At 62.7% G+C, this 20,742-nt stretch carries 20 protein-coding genes and 1 tRNA gene; 5 read left to right on the plus strand and 16 right to left on the minus strand.

The window, feature by feature from the left end:
• Positions 1–56: 56 nt before the first annotated feature.
• Entirely contained in the window at positions 57–1,829 is a 1,773-nt protein-coding gene (gene uvrC, locus HY556_11235) for an excinuclease ABC subunit UvrC (protein ID MBI4394347.1), read from the minus strand.
• Between the two features lie 199 nt (positions 1,830–2,028).
• Between uvrC and HY556_11240 the strand changes: the two genes are divergently transcribed.
• Both HY556_11240 and HY556_11245 read left to right on the plus strand, forming a co-directional pair.
• Complete coding sequence (locus HY556_11240) at positions 2,029–2,565, plus strand: nicotinamide-nucleotide adenylyltransferase (GenBank protein MBI4394348.1); 537 nt, start codon at positions 2,029–2,031, stop codon at positions 2,563–2,565.
• A gap of 93 nt (positions 2,566–2,658) precedes the next feature.
• Positions 2,659–3,735: a magnesium transporter CorA gene (locus HY556_11245; protein MBI4394349.1), complete on the plus strand. Its 1,077-nt coding sequence runs from the start codon at positions 2,659–2,661 to the stop codon at positions 3,733–3,735.
• A 98-nt stretch (positions 3,736–3,833) separates the two neighbouring features.
• On the opposite strand, the gene HY556_11250 is transcribed toward HY556_11245, so the two are convergent.
• Both HY556_11250 and HY556_11255 read right to left on the minus strand, forming a co-directional pair.
• A complete protein-coding gene (locus HY556_11250) occupies positions 3,834–5,267 on the minus strand; it encodes a class II fructose-bisphosphate aldolase (protein MBI4394350.1) in 1,434 nt (477 codons plus the stop codon).
• A 5-nt stretch (positions 5,268–5,272) separates the two neighbouring features.
• Positions 5,273–6,538, minus strand: a complete 1,266-nt coding sequence (locus HY556_11255; GenBank protein ID MBI4394351.1) for a 6-phosphofructokinase — start codon at positions 6,536–6,538, stop codon at positions 5,273–5,275.
• 284 nt (positions 6,539–6,822) lie between these two features.
• Between HY556_11255 and HY556_11260 the strand changes: the two genes are divergently transcribed.
• The gene (locus HY556_11260) at positions 6,823–7,020 is read left to right on the plus strand and encodes a DNA-directed RNA polymerase (protein MBI4394352.1); all 198 of its coding nucleotides are present in this window, start codon (positions 6,823–6,825) and stop codon (positions 7,018–7,020) included.
• A gap of 579 nt (positions 7,021–7,599) precedes the next feature.
• Here HY556_11260 and ftsZ read toward each other — a convergent pair.
• The 4 genes from ftsZ to proC form a co-directional block, all read right to left on the minus strand.
• Complete coding sequence (gene ftsZ / locus HY556_11265) at positions 7,600–8,712, minus strand: cell division protein FtsZ (GenBank protein ID MBI4394353.1); 1,113 nt, start codon at positions 8,710–8,712, stop codon at positions 7,600–7,602.
• A 275-nt stretch (positions 8,713–8,987) separates the two neighbouring features.
• Positions 8,988–9,218, minus strand: coding sequence for a ribbon-helix-helix protein, CopG family (locus HY556_11270; GenBank protein MBI4394354.1), 231 nt, complete (start codon positions 9,216–9,218; stop codon positions 8,988–8,990).
• Between the two features lie 693 nt (positions 9,219–9,911).
• Positions 9,912–10,032 (minus strand) — tRNA-Tyr (locus tag HY556_11275).
• Between the two features lie 111 nt (positions 10,033–10,143).
• Positions 10,144–10,983, minus strand: a complete 840-nt coding sequence (gene proC, locus HY556_11280; GenBank protein MBI4394355.1) for a pyrroline-5-carboxylate reductase — start codon at positions 10,981–10,983, stop codon at positions 10,144–10,146.
• Between the two features lie 275 nt (positions 10,984–11,258).
• Here proC and HY556_11285 point away from each other — a divergent pair, with 275 nt between their 5' ends.
• Together HY556_11285 and HY556_11290 are read left to right on the plus strand one after the other, a co-directional pair.
• Positions 11,259–12,524: a DHH family phosphoesterase gene (locus HY556_11285; GenBank protein ID MBI4394356.1), complete on the plus strand. Its 1,266-nt coding sequence runs from the start codon at positions 11,259–11,261 to the stop codon at positions 12,522–12,524.
• Positions 12,525–12,601: 77 nt separating this feature from the next.
• Complete coding sequence (locus HY556_11290; protein ID MBI4394357.1) at positions 12,602–13,552, plus strand: hypothetical protein; 951 nt, start codon at positions 12,602–12,604, stop codon at positions 13,550–13,552.
• A gap of 268 nt (positions 13,553–13,820) precedes the next feature.
• Here HY556_11290 and HY556_11295 read toward each other — a convergent pair whose 3' ends face one another.
• The 9 genes from HY556_11295 to HY556_11335 form a co-directional block, all read right to left on the minus strand.
• Positions 13,821–14,867 carry a hypothetical protein gene (locus tag HY556_11295; GenBank protein ID MBI4394358.1) on the minus strand — a complete coding sequence of 349 codons (1,047 nt, stop codon included), beginning with the start codon at positions 14,865–14,867 and terminating at the stop codon, positions 13,821–13,823.
• A gap of 43 nt (positions 14,868–14,910) precedes the next feature.
• A complete protein-coding gene (locus tag HY556_11300; GenBank protein MBI4394359.1) occupies positions 14,911–15,420 on the minus strand; it encodes a helix-turn-helix domain-containing protein in 510 nt (169 codons plus the stop codon).
• A gap of 1 nt (position 15,421) precedes the next feature.
• On the minus strand, positions 15,422–16,063 hold the full coding sequence (locus HY556_11305; GenBank protein ID MBI4394360.1) for a hypothetical protein: 642 nt from the start codon (positions 16,061–16,063) through the stop codon (positions 15,422–15,424).
• A 98-nt stretch (positions 16,064–16,161) separates the two neighbouring features.
• A complete protein-coding gene (locus HY556_11310; protein ID MBI4394361.1) occupies positions 16,162–17,145 on the minus strand; it encodes a hypothetical protein in 984 nt (327 codons plus the stop codon).
• Between the two features lie 286 nt (positions 17,146–17,431).
• On the minus strand, positions 17,432–18,277 hold the full coding sequence (locus HY556_11315; GenBank protein ID MBI4394362.1) for a hypothetical protein: 846 nt from the start codon (positions 18,275–18,277) through the stop codon (positions 17,432–17,434).
• A gap of 63 nt (positions 18,278–18,340) precedes the next feature.
• Positions 18,341–19,165, minus strand: a complete 825-nt coding sequence (locus HY556_11320) for a hypothetical protein (protein ID MBI4394363.1) — start codon at positions 19,163–19,165, stop codon at positions 18,341–18,343.
• A gap of 63 nt (positions 19,166–19,228) precedes the next feature.
• The gene (locus HY556_11325) at positions 19,229–19,432 is read right to left on the minus strand and encodes a hypothetical protein (GenBank protein ID MBI4394364.1); all 204 of its coding nucleotides are present in this window, start codon (positions 19,430–19,432) and stop codon (positions 19,229–19,231) included.
• A gap of 13 nt (positions 19,433–19,445) precedes the next feature.
• Positions 19,446–19,646: a hypothetical protein gene (locus HY556_11330; GenBank protein ID MBI4394365.1), complete on the minus strand. Its 201-nt coding sequence runs from the start codon at positions 19,644–19,646 to the stop codon at positions 19,446–19,448.
• Positions 19,647–19,668: 22 nt separating this feature from the next.
• Positions 19,669–20,475, minus strand: a complete 807-nt coding sequence (locus HY556_11335; GenBank protein MBI4394366.1) for a TrmB family transcriptional regulator — start codon at positions 20,473–20,475, stop codon at positions 19,669–19,671.
• Positions 20,476–20,742 lie beyond the last annotated feature (267 nt).

Below are 20,742 nucleotides of genomic sequence, written 5' to 3' on the forward strand. Positions count from 1 at the left end.
AGCAAGAGTAATGACAGGTCACGTCAAGGCGCGCTTTCCACGGGACGGGCCAGATCCTATCTTGGCCTCGAAAGCTCTTCCAAGACGCGCCTTGCGATGGCGGGCGATATCCCCGGTACGTTGGACAGTTCCTCGACGGAGGACTCCCGGATTTCGTCCAGGCTGGCATAATGCATCAAGAGCGCGCGTCTCCTCGCAGGCCCGAGACCCGGTATCCCGGCGAGAAGCGACTCCCCCGATATGGATCGCCGTTTCACCCTTTGGTAGGTGATCGCGAACCGGTGCGCCTCGTCGCGTATACGGCGAAGGAGAAGGAGCGCATGCGGCGACCTCGTGGTGTCGAGCGGCAGCGATACATCCTCCTTGAAAACGCTCTCCTCCCCCTTGGCGAGCGCGATCAACGGCACGTCGAAAACGCCGGCTTCGTGCACCGCCTCGATCGCCTTCGCAAGTTGGCCGCGGCCGCCGTCGACAATGATGAGGTGCGGAAGCTCCGACGCACTTTCCCGAAGCCGCCGGTAGCGACGGTAGACGACCTCCCGCATAGCGGCGTAGTCGTCGTTTGCCTCCCGCGAGAGCTTGAACCGGCGGTAGTTCTTCTTGTCGGGTCTCCCCTTCTCAAATGCGACCATGCTGGCGACGACGCCCGTCCCGCCAAGGTGCGAGATGTCGAAGCATTCGATCCGAGTGGGCGCATCAGCCAGGCCAAGCAAGGCCCCTAGTTCCTGCGACTCCTCATCGAAGCCCGCTTCGCCTCTACGCGCCACGTACTGCCCGAGCTTGAATTCCGCGTTGAGTCGCGCGAGCTTGACGAGCCGCATCCCCCGGCCGCGAACGGGGCTCGAGACCACCACGCGGGAGGCGCGCTTCTCGCTCAAGAGCTCCGAGATCGCTTCGAGGCCTTCGACGCCCGGCGGCGCGTAGATCGCCTTCGGAAGGTTCGGCATCTCGCCGTAGTAGCGGGTCATGAACTCGCCGAGGGCCTCCTCGTTCGTGCCCGTGGACCGTAGGTGAAACTCCGCTTGCGATGCCACGCGTCCGGCGCGTGACATCACGATCACGGCTACACCCAGACCGCCTTGGGCCGCGAGGGCGACCCCGTCCGCGTCATCGGCCTTTGCAACGAGCATCGCCTGCCGCTCCATCGTCTTGTGCATCGAGGCGAGGCGGTCTCTTAGGCGCGCTGCGCGCTCGAATTCCTGCTTGTCCGAGGCGGCCTGCATCTCCGCCTTGAGGCGCGCCTTCACTTCGTCGTCGTGGCCGGCAAGGAAGCGCTTCGCCGCGTCGACGGCGTCCATGTACTGTGCCCGGTCGACGGCGTCGATGCATGGCCCGAGGCAGGTGCCGATCTGGTGGTTGAGGCAACCGCCTTTGACGAACTCGCGACAATCGCGTATGCCGAACACCTCGCGGGCGACTTTCAACGTCTCGCGCGCGGCGCCGGCGCTCGGATAGGGCCCGTAGAAACTCCCCTTCGCCGCGACCTCGCGCACCATGTCGATGCGGGGAAAGTCGTCCGCGGACAATCTGATGAACGGGTAACGCGTGTCATCTGCCAAACGGATGTTGAACGGTGGTTGGAACCGCTTGATGAAGTTCGATTCCAGGATCAAAGCTTCCTTCTCCGTGGGAGCGAGGACGACCTCGATGTCGACCGAGCGCGACACCATCTCGGCCTTTCTCAAGTCGAGGTCCGTGGAGAAGTATGAGGAGACCCGATCCCGGAGCGAACCCGATTTTCCGACGTAGAGCACTTCGCCGGCGGCGTCCTTGAAGAGGTAGACGCCGGGTGTGCGAGGAAGCGTCTTCGCTTTTGACCGTAGGTCCACACGCTTCTAGGGCGCAACATGGATTAGGTTTTTTGCCGCCCTTTGGAGGAGTCGCGCCGCATCGCCAGACGACCGTTCGACCATCTCGACCGCTTCGCTTCCCCGGCCCGGGGCGCTGGGGCGACGGCTTGAATAGCCTTGCGACCGTTCAACGGGCGTGTCGAAGGGCCCTGCGAAGGACAAGGGGAAGACGGAACCCGTGAGGCGCGCCCTTTTCATCGGCCGTTTCCAACCGTTCCACAACGGGCACCTGAAGGTCATCGCCGACATCGCGAAGGACTTCGACGAGGTCGTGATAGGCATCGGAAGCGCCCAGGAAAGCCACACCTTCAAGAACCCCTTCACGGCGGGCGAGCGTTTCCACATGATCGCAGCGGCGCTCGATGCGGCGGGTGTCCACAACTATCACATCGTCCCGATACCTGACGTGAACCGGAACAGCATGTGGGTGGCCCAGGTCCGCTCATTCGTCCCGCCTTTCCAGGTCTTCTTCAGCAACAATCCGCTCGCAACGCGCCTATTCTCGGAAAGCGGCCACGAGGTGCGTCCGGCCCCGTTCGTCGAACGCGAGAAGTACAGCGGCACATCAGTGCGCGACGCTATCCGCATTGGCACGGCCTGGGAGGCTCTCGTGCCGAGCGCGGTCGCAAGCATCATCAAGACCGTGGACGGGGCCGAGCGCATCAAGGAACTACGTCGCTCGGACGCCGCGGCCCGCGAAGGTGCCGACTCCTGAACCGTGGGAACATGCGGGCGGCCGCCGGTCCGACCCCGGTTCCGCCGCGCATCTTACGTGACTAATAAATGCAATGACCTCCAATCCAGCCGCATGGCGATGCAACCGCCAGAGGCCAAACCCGACCCGGGACTCGAGAAGCGAGGCGTATGCATCGCGATAAGCCGGGCCGGGAAACCCGTAAGGCTCTTTGCGGACAGCCCCTCGGAGTTCATCTCCTGCATCAAGGACGCGGAGATCGCCTGGGTCAACTTCTCGGTGCAAGACCTCGACAAGGACGGGGTGGCCGTTGCGAGCCTCCTTGGTTTTTCCGGAAGCCTCGTCACGTTCCTCACGGAGCACCGGCAAAGCGCCTATGACGACCGCGAGACGGAACTGGGGATCAAGCTCCCGGTCGTGCGCGTGCACGCGATGGACGTCGACACTTTCCCGCTCGTGGTCTTGATCCGGCGGGGCCTCATCCTCACGCTTCACGACAAGAACGTCACGCGGATGGCCAAGTTCGCCCGCTACGCCGACACGTTCATGCGAAAGATCAAACCGGAGACCCCCTGGAACGACAAGCTCACGATAGTCCTCATCCGCCTCATCAACGAGAACAACGACAGGAACTTCGATGGGTTGAGATCCATCCAGGAACGCGGCGAAGACCTCGGAAAATACCTCATCAATCCGACGCAGCCGTCGACGACGCTGGGCCCCCAGATCTACTCGATGAAGCACGCACTCATCGCCTACCTTGATGCCCTCTGGGCGACGCTCGACGTCATCCAGAACCTTCGTTACGGGGACGCAGAACTCATCAGCGACGACGAGACGATCCTCGGACGCGTTGGCGTCCTGGCCGACGACGTGACCCGCCAGATCAGCCTTTCGGAGCACATGAGCGAGGTCTTGGCCTCTGGCCTTGAGGTGTTGCAATCCATCTACAACAACCAATTGCAGCTTCTCAACAACCGGCTCACCTTCGTCGTCACGTGGCTCACGATCCTCGGCACCGCGGTCCTCGTCCCGAACACGCTCGCAACGATCCTGTCTAACCCCGCGTACGGCCTTGGCCCGGCCGACGCGGCGTGGTACACTACGGTCATCGTCGGTTCTACGGCCGGGGCGACGGTTCTCACCTGGTTCGTGGTGAGGCGTTGGCTGCAGCCGCCGGCGACGCCGTGATCTCGGCGCACGTGAGAACAGGGCATCAATCGGGGCGGGACTTCATGTGAGGCCCGTGACGCGGCTCGGGTGCGGCGCCAAAGCGTCCATGCGGCACCCTATTCGCCTTCGCCCGCCGCCATCTCGGAGTGGAACGCGCCACGTGCAGGAGCCGACCATACGGGCGGCGCGCCGTCCATCATTGCGTATCGGTTGGCCAGTCCCTGCGTGTCCTCGACCCCGAGCTTCTTGAAAAGAAGCGTGAAGCGGGCCTCCATGTCGTCCATGATCGCCGAGCGCGACGGGTCCTCAAGGCCCCAGAGCTCCTTCTTGAACCGACCGAACGCCTTCTTCCTCGTCTTGTAGATGAATTGCTCCTGCGAGTCCTTTTCCTTCTTCTCCGCCGCGAGGTCGCTCGTCACCCACGCGCGGATGCGATCCGTGAGAGCCTTCGGGAAAGCGGGGTGGTCGAAGAGGAGGTTCTGGAACCCCGTTGCGAGGTGTATCTCGATGGTGCCCACCGGCGGGAACTTGTCGAACTCCGTCTCCGCCAACGTTGAGGCGCCGTGCTGGACGGTGCCCCCGAGGCCGTACTTCTCCCGGCAGAGGCGGCTCATCGCGTCATGGATGTCGAAGCGTACCTCCATCTTCGTGACCTTCCCCGCCGCATCCACCTTGCCGCCGTGGGACGTGCCTGTGTTGATCGAGATCTTCGAGGGGCCCGGGGAGCGGCCCGAACGTGAAAGCTCCTCGCGGTAAGTCTCCATGTAGGCCTCGAGTTCAAGGGGGGTCGTGACGTGCGCGCCCACCTCGCCTATCTCGCCGCCGACGCTGATGACGACACCCGGCGGTTGGAGCCGCCTGATGTGGGCGCACATCTCGGCCGAAAGAGTCGCGTTCAGGCGCTGCTGTTCGCGCTCGCCAGGCTTTGAGAGGTCGACGAGCGTCGACGCGTCGATGTCGATGTTCCTGAAACCGGCTGCCACCGACTCGTCGATGAGGTCCAGTATCGCCTTCTTCTCCCGCGCAGGGTCCTTCGGGTATTTGCTCGCCGAGAACTGGTAGTGGTCCCCTTGGAGAAAGAGGGGGCCGCGGAAACCTTCCCGGATGGCCGCCGCCGCGACGACCGCTGCGTACTCGCCCGGCCGCTGGTCCGTGTACCCGATCTCGCTTCTTGCGATCTCGAATATGAAGGCACCGACTTTCGCCCTCTTTGCCGCCCGGATCGCCGCGCGGGATACATCGTATGTGGGGCCACGGATGTTGAAAGCGGGCACCGTCAAGTCGCGCGACGACTCCCCGGTTCCCCGCGCCACGTAAAACGCGTGGGTGCTCGCCGTCTTGACCCCGAGAGCGTGGGCCGCGGCACGTATGATCCAGCGTGCGCGGTCTTTCACCGGGCCCGGACCGAAGACCGCCGTGTGGACGAGGTCGTCGACGAGTTCGGCCTCCAACAACTCTTCATCCAGTATCCTGACGCGGTCGTTCGTCACATTGATCCCGGAGGCGAGGCCCGCTTCGAGCTCCGCCGTGGTCTCATGGATCTTCGCCATATCGGTCACTCTCCGAACCGTGAAAGCCTTTCAAAACGACGCTTGAAGCCAGAGGGTTCGAGATGGGCCGCGGCCGAGAGGAGTCCAAGGCGTCCTTCGTCCGAGAAGTCACGCCCGGTGAGACGCGCCTGGATGTGGCGGGCGTGCGTGAACGTCGCGCCCCTGACATCGACGCCGCGCACGCGCACGCGCCCTGTCTTCGCGTCGCGAAGGTCTTCGAACCCGAGAGGCGCGAGTTTTCCGTCCTGGAGCGCGATCATCGCGTTCCCTTTTCCGGTCTCAAGGAAATCAACCGCACCGACGCCTAACGTTCGCGTGTACTGCACATCGAAGGCAACGGGGTCCGCGCAGCGAAGCTCGTAACCGATCTCCTTCGCGATGATAGCGACGTCGAGACCGCGTTCCTTGAACCGGGGCGCTAGGACGTCCTTCACTATCCGGCCAAGAGACACCTCGGAAAGACGCGGGTGGCCATGCTCGTCCCGCTCAAGGTTCCCGACGTGAGCGAAGTCGCCCTCGCCGAGGAGGTCGAGTAGGCCTTCCGCGAGGATGACGAGGCCCCACGGTTCGCCGTGGGAAATACGCTTCACGATCGCTGCTTCGCAGAGGTCGGAGATGGTGCCGAGGTCGACGTTGCCATCGAACTCCTCGGGGATGACGGTGAGGTCTGCGCCGCTTGACACGCCCATCCCGAGCGCAAGATGCCCGGCCGTGCGGCCCATTGCGGTAACAATCACCCAGCGCCTCGTCGTGCGGGCATCCTCACGCAGGTTCACACAAAGGCGCGAACCGAGCGCTTTCGCCGTTTCGAACCCGAACGTCGGGGCGCCGCCCGGAAGGGGCAGGTCATTGTCTATCGTCTTCGGCACGTGCGCGACGCGTAGCTGCCCTTTCGATGCCTCGGCCACCTTGATCGCGCTCGTTGCCGTATCGTCGCCGCCAAGCGTCACCAGGTCCGTGACGCCCAGTTCCTGGAGGCATGCGACGACGCGTTTCAGCGCCTCCGGATCCTTTTGGGGGTTGGCCCTTGACGTGTAGAGGATTGAGCCGCCGCGCGTCTCGATCCCCTCGACCGCGCGGCGGTCGAGGACGCGCACGTGCGACACATCCCCTTTCATCAAGTACCGGAAGCCCTCCGGGACGCCGAGGACTCGCCAGCCACGCGACTCGCCGGCCAAGACCACCGCGTTGATGACGCCGTTGAGGCCTGGGGCCGGGCCGCCGCCTACGAGGATCGCTACCGTCCGCTGTCCATCTGTTGACGCGTTCATCGGGACGCGTGAATGAGAGCGGTGACCATATTTCAGGATTCCCGCGCGGGGGAAGCGCGGCAGCGCGCGGTTTCGGGTCCGACGCTTGGAACATTTGGAGAAACGAGGATAATCGGCGAGGGCGGCGGGGCGGCCCGGGAGGGTCTTCGGATCAGCGCAAGATCCCAAAACACGCCAATCGGACCAGCCTTCAAGGAATAAGACTATATATTAGGCGGTTCTGACAAGAGCGTGCACGGGTGATGCTCACGCATCGCCTTTGCTCAAAAGAAGGTAAGAAAACAATGGGACAGTATGGAGACAGGCGCGGTGGCGGCGGCGGTGGCGGTGGCTTCCGTGGCGGCTTTAGCGGCCCTCGGGAAATGCACGACGCAGTATGCGCAGATTGTGGACAGAAGACGCAGGTACCATTCAAGCCGACCGAAGGTCGGCCCGTGTACTGCCGCGACTGTTTCGCAAAGCGCCGCCCGGCTCGATTCTAAAGAGCTAGGCGGACAGTAGGCCCCTCCGGTTTGGGGGGGTTGGTATTTTAGTTTAGATTTTTGGGTTACGGGAACGGCTGTCACACCATTCAACGCGAGGATGCATCTCGATAAGGAGGCATTAAAGGAAAGTGCCGGGCCCCAGTCGGAGTCCCATGCGTGGACTCGCCCGTCGGCGCGTCCACTATGGCGGCTTGACCTCGAAAGCATGAAGGAAAAGTGACGGGCGGCGCCCGTGGACTCGCTTCCGCTCGTCCACCACGTCCTCGGCCGCTTCGCGGCCTGCGGCGGTCAGGCCGGGAAAAAATGAAAGGAAAGTGACGGGGACCGGTCAGAGTCCCCGTCGGGGGGAGGCTGTTTATCAGCTGGAGTACTTCGGGATCGCCACTGAATTGGCGCCGCCGAGGCGTTTTCCGTGCAGGCTTTTGCGGCCGCAAGGCCGCAAAAGGGTGCGGGTCGGAGGCTGTTGATGATTTGAAGAAGTCGCGGGGGCCCCTCAGCCCCCGCGGCGGCTTTTTCCGTGCACGCTGGCGGAACCATCCGGTCCCGCCGCGTGCGAAGGCAGAGAACTTCTTGATCTTAGTTGATCCAGGGTATCTCGAGGTTCGGCCCGTCCTTCTTGTTCCCGAGCGATTCGCGTAGCGCCTTTGTCGCCGTCGCTCCGGGGCCGAGGATCTGCGGGCTTTGGACACCGGTCATGATGGCCATGACGCGCATCCTGCCCTCGAAGTCCTCGTTCACTCGCGCACCCCAGATCACGTTCGCCCGCGTGTCCATGTCGAAGGTCAAGGCCTGGGCGACCTGCTCGGCCGCCTTGAGGCTCAAGTCGGGCCCGCCCGTGATGTGGAGGAGGCACCCGGAGGCGCCCTTGTAATCCACGTCCAGCAGCGGGTGGTTCAAAGCCTCGGACACGACCTTGTTGGGGTCGTTCGACTTCGCTTCCCCGTAGAGCATGACAGCGATGCCGCCGCAACCCATGATCGTGCGGACATCCGCGTAGTCGAGGTTGATGAGACTCGGTTGCGTGATCGTCTCGCTGATGCCCTTGACGGTCTCGGCCACGAGCTGGTCCATGACGGAGAACGCCTGGTCGATCGGGAGGTTCGGCACGTACTGGAGCAACCTGTTGTTGTCGAGCACGATGACAGTGTCCGCTTCCTTCCTGAGCTTGTTGAGGCCGTCCTCACCCTTGAGGAGCCTCGCGCGCTCGACGTTGAACGGTGTGGAGACCATTCCGATCACGATTGCGCCCTTCTTTTTGGCGATACGCGCCACCACGGGGGCCGTTCCGGTCCCGGTGCCGCCGCCCATTCCGGCGGTGACGAAGACGAGGTCTGCGCCTTCGAGGAGTTCCTCGATGTACGGCTGGGCCATCTCTGCGCAGCGCTCCGCGACCTCCGGGTAGCCGCCGGCTCCGAGGCCGCGCGTTATCGACTTGCCGATAAGGAGTTTCTTGTCCGCTTGTATGCGATCGAGGTGCTGTTTGTCCGTATTGATGGCGATGGTCTCAGCGCCCCGGACACCCACCGAGTGCAGGCGGTTTATCGTGTTGTTGCCCGCTCCTCCGCAGCCCACGATGACGATCTTGGGCTCACCGACTCCTTCGAACTCGAAGTCGGTCTCGGTCGTTTGCGCTTCTTCGCCTTGTGTGTCCGGTGCGTTCTTTATCGCGTTTGTGATCAACGACTGCATCCCATCTATCCTCCATTTAGGGACGTTGCTCGTCCCGAGAGCCCGCCCCAGTTCGAGGCGGTCTATCGCGCACACACCGCTTGTGAGGTGGAGACGGGTTTGACCCCGTCTCTCCTCGCGAAGCGCGGCATATCAGTAGCCTTTGAGGGATCTCTCCCTCGGTCTGTGTGCATCCCATTGCCCCATCGGAAGCGTGAGCCTCCGTTGAGGTTCGCAACCCCGTTGCGCCCGGCCCGGCTTTTTAGGCATCCCATCCTATCAGTAAGGCCTGAGTTTCATTTCTTGACAACGTCGTCGAGGTCGATGGTCTCGCTGCGCGCTTGCGATAGGCGCTTGCGAAGTTCCATCGTTTCCAAGGCGTCCTTGGCTTTGGCGCGATAGAGCATCCGGGCCGCCTCGCGCAACGCTTCGCTGCGTGTCGCGAATTGGCCGCCGGAGATGAGACTGTCAAGATCCGCGAGCTCCTGAATGGGGAGCCGGATTGTGACCCTCTCGCCTTGATCCATCGTGCATTCCTCTGTTCTTGACGCTCTGGGACATCGGTTGTGCCGACCGAAGTCGTCGAGTAGTCCGAGCGACGCACACTGTGCGCCTATTGTCGGACTTTGTCAGACATCAATTGCACATGGGAATATAAATAGTTTATCAAACGACGCCGGGCCGCGAAGCGCTCCCGCCGAAAAAATATCCTCGCGAGATGATATTATCTTTCTAAGAGAGCGAAACAGGAACCGCCATTCCGACCACGTCATCGATAACACCATCGCCGTTCGATTCTATCTGTGCATCGGAATGAAATGCCGTTCCAGTGGAAGCGGGGAGCGGCACCGTTTCCGGCGGAGAATGACCCAGCGCCCGAACCTCAACACACGGGGAAGCTGCGCCGCGCCCGCGAGATTCTACGTAGACGCGTCTTGGTGATCCGGCTCGAAGCCACGCAACCGCCAACGGGGACCGACAAGACGGTGTCTTCGAGGTCGCCGCAGGCGGCCGAACCCGGCGAGGATGGAGTGGAAGCCGAAGGCTTCCACGATACGCCCGCCTTTGGTGCAGCTTTGGCAAAGATGCAGTCCCGCCTCCCGGATTCTCGACAATTCGCTTCGCTCGTCCCCTTGGAATCCGGATAACCGCCAAGGGGGACCGAGAAGACGGAGTCTTCGAGGTCGCCCGCCTTTGGTGCAGCTTTGGCAAAGATGCAGTCCCGCCTCCCGGATTTGAACCGGGCACCTCCTGATGACTGCGCGCCTGCGACGTGCTGATGTCGAAAGACCGTATGTGACTCTACAGTCAGGCGCTCTAACCAGACTGAGCTAAGGCGGGTGATGACCACATGGTCTTTTCCCGGACCAGGGGTCAGCCTCACAAACGACCGACCATATTTATGCTTTCCCAAGGAGAAAAGTCGAGGCGCCTCCCGTTCTCCCAGTCACCTCATTTCTTCTTTGAGCTCTCGTTCTCCGCGCGGGTCCCGAGCTCGGCGCTCCTACGCGTTGCGACTTCGACCGCGTCGATGAGTAGCGCACGTAGGCCGTTACGCTCCATCGAGTGCAACGCCGCGATCGCCGTTCCGCCAGGAGACGTCACAAGGTCCTTGAGCAGCCCCGGGTGTTGACCGGTGTCCGCCACCATCTTCGCCGACCCGAGAACGGTCTGTACAGAGAGGATGTTGCTCGTGGACCGGGAAAGGCCCATCTTGACTCCGGCGTCGGAGAGTCCTTCGATTATCTGGAAGATGTACATCGGGCCCGTACCGGATCGGCCCGTGACCGCGTCCATCAACGATTCGTCCACGGCGACGACGACACCGACGGCTTTGAAAATCGATTCGGCCACACCCGCCTCCGCGTCGGTCGCGGCCTTTCCCCGGCAAAGGGCCGTCGCCCCGAGTTCAACGGTGGCGGCGATGTTCGGGATCGCCCTCATCACGGCCACGCGCTCGGGAAGGTGCGACTCGATGAAACTGGTCGGCACACCCGCGGCGATCGACACGACGAGCTGTGGGTGGGCGATCTCGGCGCGGCATTCGTGAAGGACTTGCGAAAGGATCTGCGGCTTGACGGCGAACACCACGACGTCGGCGAAGCGCGCCGCCTCGCCGTTGTCGGTCGTGACCTTGATCCTCAACTCTTCTTGTACACGCTTCATGCGTTCGGCGTCGCGGCCAGAGGCGACGAGGTTCCCTGGCTTGCACCAATGCGCTTTGAGCATCCCGCGAAGTAGCGCCGTCCCCATGTTCCCGGCGCCGATGACGGCGATCCGTTTTTGTTCCATGTCCTCCCCACTCGCTCGACGTATCGGCGGGGGATAATATCTTCCTAAGGTAGCAAGTGGGCCCTTGGCCACCCCACGCCGGCGGAGAACGTTCGGCGCCCCCCGGCGGCGAAGCCTTAACTTGGGGACGCTCATTGAGCGGCGTGGATGCCTCGTTCCGACCTCTCCTCGACCGGGCCTCGTTGATCGCGGAACGCCTGCGCAAAGAGCGCTCCGTTCGAGTCGTCGCCCACATCGACGCGGACGGCCTCACCTCCGCGGCAATCGCGAAGGCCATGCTGGACCGGGCCGGCGTCACGAACGAGATCGAATTCGTGAAATCACTCACGGATACCGAACTCGCACGGCTGAAGGCAGAGGCGCCCGAATTCGTCCTATTCGTCGACCTCGGGAGCGGCGCTTCGGAGAGGCTCTCCCCGCTCCAAGCGGCCGTCGCCGACCACCATCATTTCGGCGTGGATTTCCCGTTGCACCTCAACCCCCGCATATTCGGGCTCGACGGGAACCGGACCTTGAGCGGGTCGGGCGCGACGTACCTCATCGCGCGTGCCCTCGATCCGGATAACACGGATCTCGCGGCCCTCGCGATCGTCGGCGCGGTGGGCGACCTCCAAGACAGCGACGACGGCCGCCTCGTCGGCGTGAACCGCTTCATCCTCGAGGAGGGGCGGGCCCGCGGGGTGCTCGACGTCTCGCTCGACGTGCGCTTCTTCGGACGCGAATCGCGGCCCCTCGGAAAGTTCCTTCAATTCGCCGACAACCCCGCGATTCCCGGCGTCTCCGGGCGGGAAGATGCGGCGTTTCGGCTCCTGGAAGGTCTCGGGATACGGCTTCGCGAGGGTGTGCGGATGAGACGGTGGATAGACCTCTCGCAAGTCGAGAAACGGCTCATCGTCACGAAGCTCGCGGACGAGTTGTTGTCAAAGGGCGCCCCGCCTGGATCCGTCGAGCGCCTCATCGGGGAAGCCTACTCCTTGCCTCGAGAGACCCTGGGAAGCCACTTGCATGACGCAAAGGAGTTCGCGACCCTTCTCAATTCGACTGCGCGCTACGCCAGGGCGGAGATCGGCCTCGCAGTGGGCCTTGGCGACCGGGGCGAGGCGTACCGGGAGGCGTTGTCGCTCCTACGCGGCCATCGGGGGCATCTCGTCTCGGGGCTGGAGCATGTGCGAAAGGCCGGCATCTTCGAGCGAAAGAACATCCAGTACTTCCACGCGGGCTCGGCGATCCGCGACACCGTCGTAGGTATCGTCGCCGGCATGATGTTCAATAGCGAGGGCGTGCGCCGGGACATCCCGATGATCGCGTTTGCCAACGACGAGGAGGGGAAGGTGAAGGTGTCGGCCCGTGCGACGAGGGCGCTCACAGAACGCGGCGTGAACCTCTCGGCCGCCATCGGGAAGGCGGCGGCGACCGTGGATGGGGCCGGCGGCGGTCACGATGTGGCGGCGGGCGCCACGATTCCCGCGGGTGCCGAGGAGCGCTTCTTGGACGCGATGGACGCGGCGGTCGGGGAACAGTTGGGCCTTCACGCGAAGTGACTGGGCCGCTGCCGACGAGCTGATGCGTTTCGCAACTTATAAAGCGCACAATATAATAATCACAGGCGGGATGCATCATGAGCGATATTGCTGACCTCCTACGTGTGGCCCTTCAAGGGCGCGGCCTCGACCGACTCGAAAGATTGACGCCCGCCCGACCTGCCGACGCGACTCAATTCATGGCCACGGGTCCCTCGGCGAAAGCGGTCGTGACCGTGGTCGTGGCCCGTTCGGCCACCATCGAGGATCTCACCCACACGGAGGAGTTGAGCGCCGAACGCGGCGCGCAAGGAGGCCTGCTCATCGGTCTTGCCGGCATCGACGATCCGGTACGCAGCGCCCCAAAACTCACCGGTTTCGAGGTGATGGACGCGCCCCAGTTCGAGACGCTTCTTGGAAAGGCCATCGTGGAACGTTCCATCGCGCGTAGCGCGGATGTCCTGCCGGATTCCCATCCACCGGCGCCGTTACCCGCCGCCGCCACGTTCCTCAAACCACGTTTCTCGCGCCTTCAGGCGGCGGAGACCGCGCTCGGACTTCTTCTTCGAGTGGACCATATCGAAGCCGAGCTCGTTCCGTTCCGGAGCTATTCTTTCTATTGGGACAGGCTCGTCGAAGGGAGCCTAAAGACGGAACGCGTCTCCGGCACCATCCACGTGAACCTCTCGACCGGGCGCTTGGAGGAATTGGCGGAGGGTGCCATGGAACCGTCGGGCCCGGCGGAAGCGCGGACCCTCGACGCGAAGGTCACGCCCCAAGAGGCGGAGGCGATAGCGCGGCGCCATATCATCGCCGTCAATTCGAAGGACAGTCGCGTAAGGAGCCAAAAAGGCGACGTGCTCATGGTGGAGCACCGTCGCGTGAAGCCCAAGGAAGACGAAGTCAAGATCGACTTGAAGGCGACTTTCTATGTGCCCGTGTTCCTCGTCAAAGGCGACAACGGCGAGGTGCGCATCAACGGCGTTTCGGGCAAGGTCATAGACGAACAATTGAAACGGCCTTCACACGCGGATATCGAGATGGTCTGACGCATCGGAAGGCCGGCCCTAGGCGACACCCATCTACATCCAAGATGATACCAGCGGATGCTTTAGAAGACGCTAAATATCGTTTCCCTAGTCGAAAGTCAGGGAGTCGGCTTTTCGTACTCCGCTCCCTGAATCACCCCCCTAGAGCGGGTCCCAAGCCCGCTCCAATCCTCCTTCCCAGGGAGCGTTCCCGCTCGCTCCCCGCAAGGCGCCACCGTCAAAGCTACCCGCCGAAGCGACATCCGCCGCGCGAGGCATCGGCGACACATCAAGCGTGGTAAGCGTACGTGCTCCCGAACGTCAACGTCGTCCCAAAGGCCGACGACGGCTGCGTGCGACTGAACCAGAGGTCCACTTTCCCGGCCCGGTGCGCGTGAGGGCAACCGCCCAAATGGGATCCTTGGCTGTCATGCGAGTTCCCGTCGTCCGACGCCGTCGAGGTGCAGGCAAGTAGCGACGGCATGTTGGAGATCTTGTTTACCGGCGGGGAACCGAATCCCGGGCTGCCGCGTATGTCGATGAGCATCGCGAAATTGTATGTCCTCGTATTGCCCCCTTCCCCGGCCGGATTGTGATCGGTGCCACCCGTCGGGCACGAGGGGATGCTCGGGACGTCGCCCGGCGCGCACCCGTTCACGTACGTGTTGTCGCTGCCGTTCGGCATGCCCTTTGCGACGTTCAGCGTGGACGCCGTCGTGGTCCCGCGGTTGGTCGTCCCGCCGGCGAGGTTTCCCACCGAATCGGTCACGGTCGAGCCGATGGTCGTTACCCAGAAGTACCAGCCGCGCCCCCAATATTCGCGCGTCTCCCATGCGACGCCATTGGGGTCCGTGAAATGGTACTTGAAGGTGTTGAACGAGGATGGGAAGAGGTCGCCCGGATCCGGGCCTCCTTCCTCAATCGCCACCATGTAACAGTCCTGCGACGCGCAGGGCTCCTCCTCGATGCAAGGCCCGGTGCTGAAGGCCAGGAGCGCCGCATCGATGAAGAACTGGTCGTTGAACCACGAGACGTTGTTGTGCCCGTCAAACGTGTCCGGGCAATGATGCAGTATCTCCCGCGCGTAACCCGCGACGGCCGAGAAATTATGTTCGTCGACGAAGGTAGCGTTGAAGTCGCTCTCCTTCACGATGACGCGGTATGTGGTGTGATCCTCGATGACGTTCCCACCGCAAAGCTGCGGATCGTAGAGGATCGGGCATTGCGTCTCGGTGAAGAAGTTCACCGGCCGCTCGCGCGTGAAGAACTCGGACGCCGAGACGGCCCCGACCGGGATGAAGAGCAATGCGACAAGCAAGGCTGAAGTGCGGCTCACCCTTTCGCCTCCTCAGCCTCCGTTCGCCCCATGGTGGCGCCGCCTACGGCTCTTTGAGCTTGGTCACGTTCTCAGGAAGGTAGGTGCGCAGTCGGTTCAAGGAATCGGTCAATTTGTCCTCGTCCGCCTGTAGGAAGCGGCCCTTACCGGCGCCGCGTTCGCGAACCAAGCGCGTATCGAAGAGTTTCCTCAAGTGCCACGCGATCGTGGGCGACGTGACGCCCAACTCGCGCTTCAACTCGACTCGCATGCAGTCCTTGTGCGCCTTGATGGCCCGAAGCACGCGGACGGTCTCGTCGCTTTTCATGATGGCGAGGAAGCGTTTGTCCTCGTCGGAGAGGTCGGAGCGGGACTTGTAGTAGCGGACCTTGTTCCCGTCCACCATCCCGTTGATGAGCGCCTGTTCGGCGAGCTTCGCGAGATGATAGCTCGCGGTCGAATGGCTGATCTCGAGGGCCCCTGCCACTTCCCGTATCGAGAGGCCCGGCCTTTCCTGGACGAGCCGGTAGATCCTCAACCGGGTTGTCCCGCCGAGCGCGTCCAGGGACTGCAAATCAGCGCCTCCCGACGACGCTGAATCCTGTGGGTGTCGCCGGGGTGCGCCGTATCGCGACTAGTGTCGAGTCCTTGACGATGGTCCTTCTCAAGTTCTTATGAGTGAGATGGAGCTCCACCGGGCTTGCACCCTTGTAGACACCGAAGTTGACCTCACCATAGGCGTCGCGGACACTCTTCAATGCCCAGCGGCCCAAGCGGTAAACGATGTACATGATCATGAGGAACCGGCCGACGCTCGACCAATCGACGTGCACCAACTCGGCGTCTTCCGTGATCGCCTGCCTGGGGCCTGACTGGCCGGGGGAACCGCGTCCCGCCGTCGATCCATCGTCCTCGCTTCCCGGTCCGATGCTCTTGTCAAGCCGTTGGATCCGGCCCGGGGTGAGAGCGACCGTCGCGTCGGGGCCCCTCTTTTGAGGCGCGGCGCCACCGTCGGGGGCGGGCAGCGAGACGCTTGAGCTTCCTCCACCCAGAGTCGAGATGCTATTGTCCGTACGCGACGACGTCGCGAGATTGTAGACGACGAAGCCGAAGAAGAGGAACAGGACGGCGTAGATCATGAACCGCCGGCGTCGTAGGACACGTAGGCGCACCCTCTCGAGGGCGTAAGTGCCTGTCCCGGACACGTTCGGACTCATCGTTTCTCACCGTTCTACTCGTGACTGTAAAGGATAGAATGGAGGGGGTCACCCCCCCTCCAGGGTTGTTCGATTCGCTTACACTAGCTTAGGGTCGCTTACACGTGGTAGGCGCCCGTGCTGGCGTAGTTGCGGACCAATCCAGCGCCCGCGGGTCCCGCCGTGTGGGAAAACCACAAGTCGACGGCTCCGGTGCGGTGGCTGTGGCTGCAGCCGTTCGGGTGAGCGCCCTGGCTCGCGTGGGAGTTCCCATCGTCCGAGGCCGGGACTATGCAACCGAGCGGGGTGCTCGCGTTCGTGATCTTGTCCTCAACAGCGCTGCCGGGACCGGCAACACTGCCGTGGATGTCGATGAGGACCACGAAGTTGTACGCTCGCACGTTCGGGCCAGCGCCGACCGGGTTGTGGTCAGTGCCGCCGCCGTCAGCGTCGGGGTCGGAGGCGCAAAGGCCATCGCCGGCCGAGCAACCGTTCACGGAGCTGCCGTCGCTGTCCCCGAGGTTCGGGACGGGCGCCGGGGCCGTGCCGACGTTCGACGTCGCGGGCGGGTTGGCGGCGTTGTTGGCCGCTGCGTCCTGCGTCGTCGCGCCGATGGCGACTTCCCAGTAATAGCCTTCCGCGCATGAGAATTCACGGGTGGTCCACGCGACCACGTTGGGGTCCGTGTAACCGTAGGTGAACGTCACGCCGCAAAGGGTCATGAGGTCGGGGTCGATGTTCCCGGTCTCGGCCGCCTTGACGAAGCAACCGATGGTGCAGTCCTCGTTGACGACCACGACACAGGCGATGCTGTTCGCGGCGTCAATGAAGAACTGGTCGTTGAACCAGAGAACGCCGTTGTTCTGCGTCTGGGTACACGTCACAGTCCTGTCCAGGTGACGGGCAAATCCCGCGACCGCGGAGAAGTTGTGGCTCTCCGTGACGGTGTTGTTCGCTTCTCTTTCCCTAACGACGACCGCGTATGTCGTGTGGCCCTCGATGACCGTTCGCGGGGAAGTCCTGAACTCCGACGCGAAGGCTGTCGCGGGTACCACGAGCATCGCAGCAATCGCCAATATTGCTACAATCGTTTTTGCCTTCATTACTTCTTCACCTCCTCTACGATCATGTTGTGATCGAAGAGAGCTGGAAAAATCGCCGACCTGATGGTCGGAGACCGGCTGACGGGCACTCGGGCCCGAGAATGAACCAAGAATGGGAGGCCCTTGGCGGGTTTCCCCGCCAAGGGGTGGTTGGTGTTAATATGCAAAGCCGGTTCTCGGCCTCCTCTCGACGCGTTGAATGTCATGCCCCTTACCTCCACGCTTGGCCCAGAAGATTCCCTGAGAGACATTGAAGGGTTCTCTGTAACCGGGGTGAGTGAAACAATCACTGCGCCACCTCCTTGTCCGACGCGGGGGCCAAGATGTCGTCGATGCGACGGGCGAGCTCCTGCGACGCGTCCCAGTTTGCCTTGACCGTGGCCTTCATGTCGGCGACGATCGCCCTGTCGTCCGACCAGATCGCGACGTCCTCACCCTTGAAGAGATGCTCATCGTCGGGCACGTAGTGACAGATGAGGACCTCCGCATCGTCGACTATGAGGGTCGCGCTACCCGGTGTCTTCTCCGCGTAGTGGCGCACGCTTCCGAAGTGCGAAAACTCGGTGAGGGTGTCGACGTTGACGTTCGACACAGGGCACAGGAAGCGCACGTCGACACTCCCTTCGGCCTTCTCCCGGAGGATCGGCATGTAGTAGCTCATCCGCAAGGCCGTGTACTCGCTTCCGAGTTCGAGGATCTCCGCCTTGGCGCGGGCGATCATCTCGTACTTGCGGTTGACGACGTTCTTCCTACCCTTGAGGACGTTGAAGCTCCCGGCCCGGTCGAGGCTCACGGGTGCTTGGTGGCTCAACTGGGCCGAGATGAGTTTCTTGTCTTCCTCTATCTGGCGCAGTTTCGCCTTGTACTGGCGCTCGAAGGATCGGAGGTACTCGTCGAAGGGGACGACCTCGTACTTCTTCGGCCTCTCCGGGATAATCTCCGTGAGCTGCTTCTGATGGAGGTCGTCGAGTATACTGTATATCTTGGTGCGGGGCACCCGGCTGAGGTTCGCGATGTCCCTGGCGGTCGCCACCCCGAGGTCAAGTAGCGCCAGGTAGGTCCTGGCCTCGTACTCGCTGAGGCCATACTCCAGCATCTTGTCAAGTCTGTCTTTCGCGGTCGGATTCGTCATTTTCGGCAACACCTTTTTTGATTCTTACTACGACTTTTTTGGCAAAGTTTGAATGGTAACTTCTTACCCGCCGCATTGCGGGCAGTCCTTCGTCTTGGGGGTCCCGCCGACCCAGAGGTCCACCTCGTAGACTTCGTGCGAGTGGTCCCCATCGGAGGCCTCGTGGCCTTCGTTCGTGTAGTAGGGTGGATCCACCGGGTAGGTAGAGTTCGGCCCCGTGCGGTTGTGGTTCACCGTGGCATCAGGGCCCGGGTGTGTCCAGCCGCCCGGGGCGGCGAGGTCCTGCTTAGTGAACTTGCATGTGTCCACAATCGTTACGAAATTGTAGTACACGTGGGGGTCGGAACCGGGGAAATTGTCGACGTCGGCTCCCTTGATCTCGACGACCCAAGTGTGGAAAATCGCCGTCTGACTTCGGGCCTTTGCGCCGGCGATTCCTGGCGTTGTGACCCCGGGATCGGTATCGACGAGCTCCTCGTCCCAGGTTTCGCTACTCGGTGACGGTGGCGTGATCGAATTCGAGGTTCCCTCGTACGTGTACTCCGTCACGTTCCAGTTCCTGCCGTTCGGGTCCGTGAAGTTGTAGAATACACCGGTCGCTTCGAGGACTGCATCCCTCGGGTCGCTCGCGTTCTTCTGCGTCGCGTAGAGCGTTCCGCCGGCTGCATCGAACTCGAGGAGCACCTGGTCGTTGAACCACATGATCTTGGTCCGCACGATCCCCGCTATCGCGCCTCTACATTGGTCGAAGCCCTCGACGTCGGTGAAGAGCGTGTGCCCGGTCATCGCTACATCTGACCAGTGGACACCGTGCCCGAGCGCCTGTGGGACGCTTAGGAGCGCTATCGCTCCGAGCATCAACAGTATCTTTCGGCGTTCGTTTGGCAACTTTTCACTCTCCAGCATCGAGGGCCCGATTGGGCAACGGGGCCCGGTTCTCTTGGCGTTCGACTACTCTTCTTCCACGTTGACCGTGTCGCGCATCATGTCGAGCATGATCGCGACCCCGATCCCGAAGCTCACGTTGGACGCTTCCGTCGTTCCCGTCGCCATGTGGTATGAGGCGCGGTTCTCGACGGATGCGACCGAGTGGTCCGGTAGTCCTAGTGCGGCCCGCAAGGGGCCCGCGTATGGTTGTTCAGGTTTCGTCTTCATTTCGGCAACACCTCTACTGTCTTGCACGATCTGACCACAGGGCGGCAACCCCGAGGCCATCGAACGTGCTCGTCGTGTTCTCTACTCGCGGAATAACCGGTTTTGAGAACCCGCCGTCAAGACAGCCGTATTCACCCGCGGTGAGTACGACCGTGAAGGGAGGGACTCGTACCATCCCTCGCTTCTTGTCGGCCGGGTCCAGGGTCTTCCGCATGACATCCACCTTCGTTTTGCGTTCAGGCGCTCTGCGCCTGGAGTTCTCCGATAGCGGTCGGGACGGTCCTCGTTCCGTTCGCTTCGATGAGGTTCAATACGGCGGCGACAATCGCCGCGTCATCGGTCACCACCCCGGTGTCCCCACCTTGGAAGTAGTGGGTGTCGTCGGGCGTCGAATGGGCGGTCAGGAGCTCCCGGCTGTCCCGGATGACAATGAGTGCGCTTCCCGCCGACGAGCCGCGCCTGACTTCCGCGAAGCCTGCGAACTCGCGCTCCACGTCCTCGTGGATCTCGTCGGTCACGATCGTCACGCGCACGCCGGCCTCCGAGCGTTCCTTGAGTATGGGCGCGAAGTAGGCCATGCGCCTCGCTGCGTTCGCGGAGGCGAAGACGGTGAAGGACTCCTGGGCCGCAGCGCACATCGTCATCAGCTTCGAGGCGACGTTCCCGCGGCCTTTCACGACGACGAACGAACCGTCCTCTTCTTCCCGGTCGGCGTTTCGGGGCGCGAACTCCAAAGCGATCGCGGCCTTGTTGGTCTCTATCTCCTCGGCCTTCGTGCGGAAGGAGGATTCCAATCCGTCGAGGTAGTCGGAGAACGGGCAGACGGCGTACTTCTTCGGGCGTTCGGGGATGACCTTGATGAGGTGCTTGGCTTCGAGGCCGTCGAGCGCTTGGTAGATCTTCGTGCGGGGCACTCGCGACAGGTCGGCGACCTTGCCGGCGTGGGCGATGTCGAGGTCGAGGAGGGCGAGGTAGGCTCTGGCCTCGTACTCGGTCAGCCCGAATTCCTGCATCCTGTTCAAGCGGTCGGCGTTTATCGTCACTTTCGATTCCTCCAGCAGTGGAACCGAATCTGGCTGCCGCTGGTCCGATGTGGGACGTGAGTCCCGCGAGGCCCGGCGGAAACCGCGTTTCCGCGAGGGCCAAGGGACGTATTGTCCCGCCTCTGCAAACGCCCGGCGTGGGCCAGGCTATTGCACAGTTGAACCAGCGGGAAGGAAGTGCGCCACTTCCGGGCGGCAACCCGGATTCTTGGCGTCTTACCCTGCCAGCACTCGGTTCGGCAACACCATGCTACACCGTGACGTGCT

Source organism: Euryarchaeota archaeon (assembly GCA_016207515.1).
Taxonomy (GTDB): domain Archaea; phylum Thermoplasmatota; class SW-10-69-26; order JACQPN01; family JACQPN01; genus JACQPN01.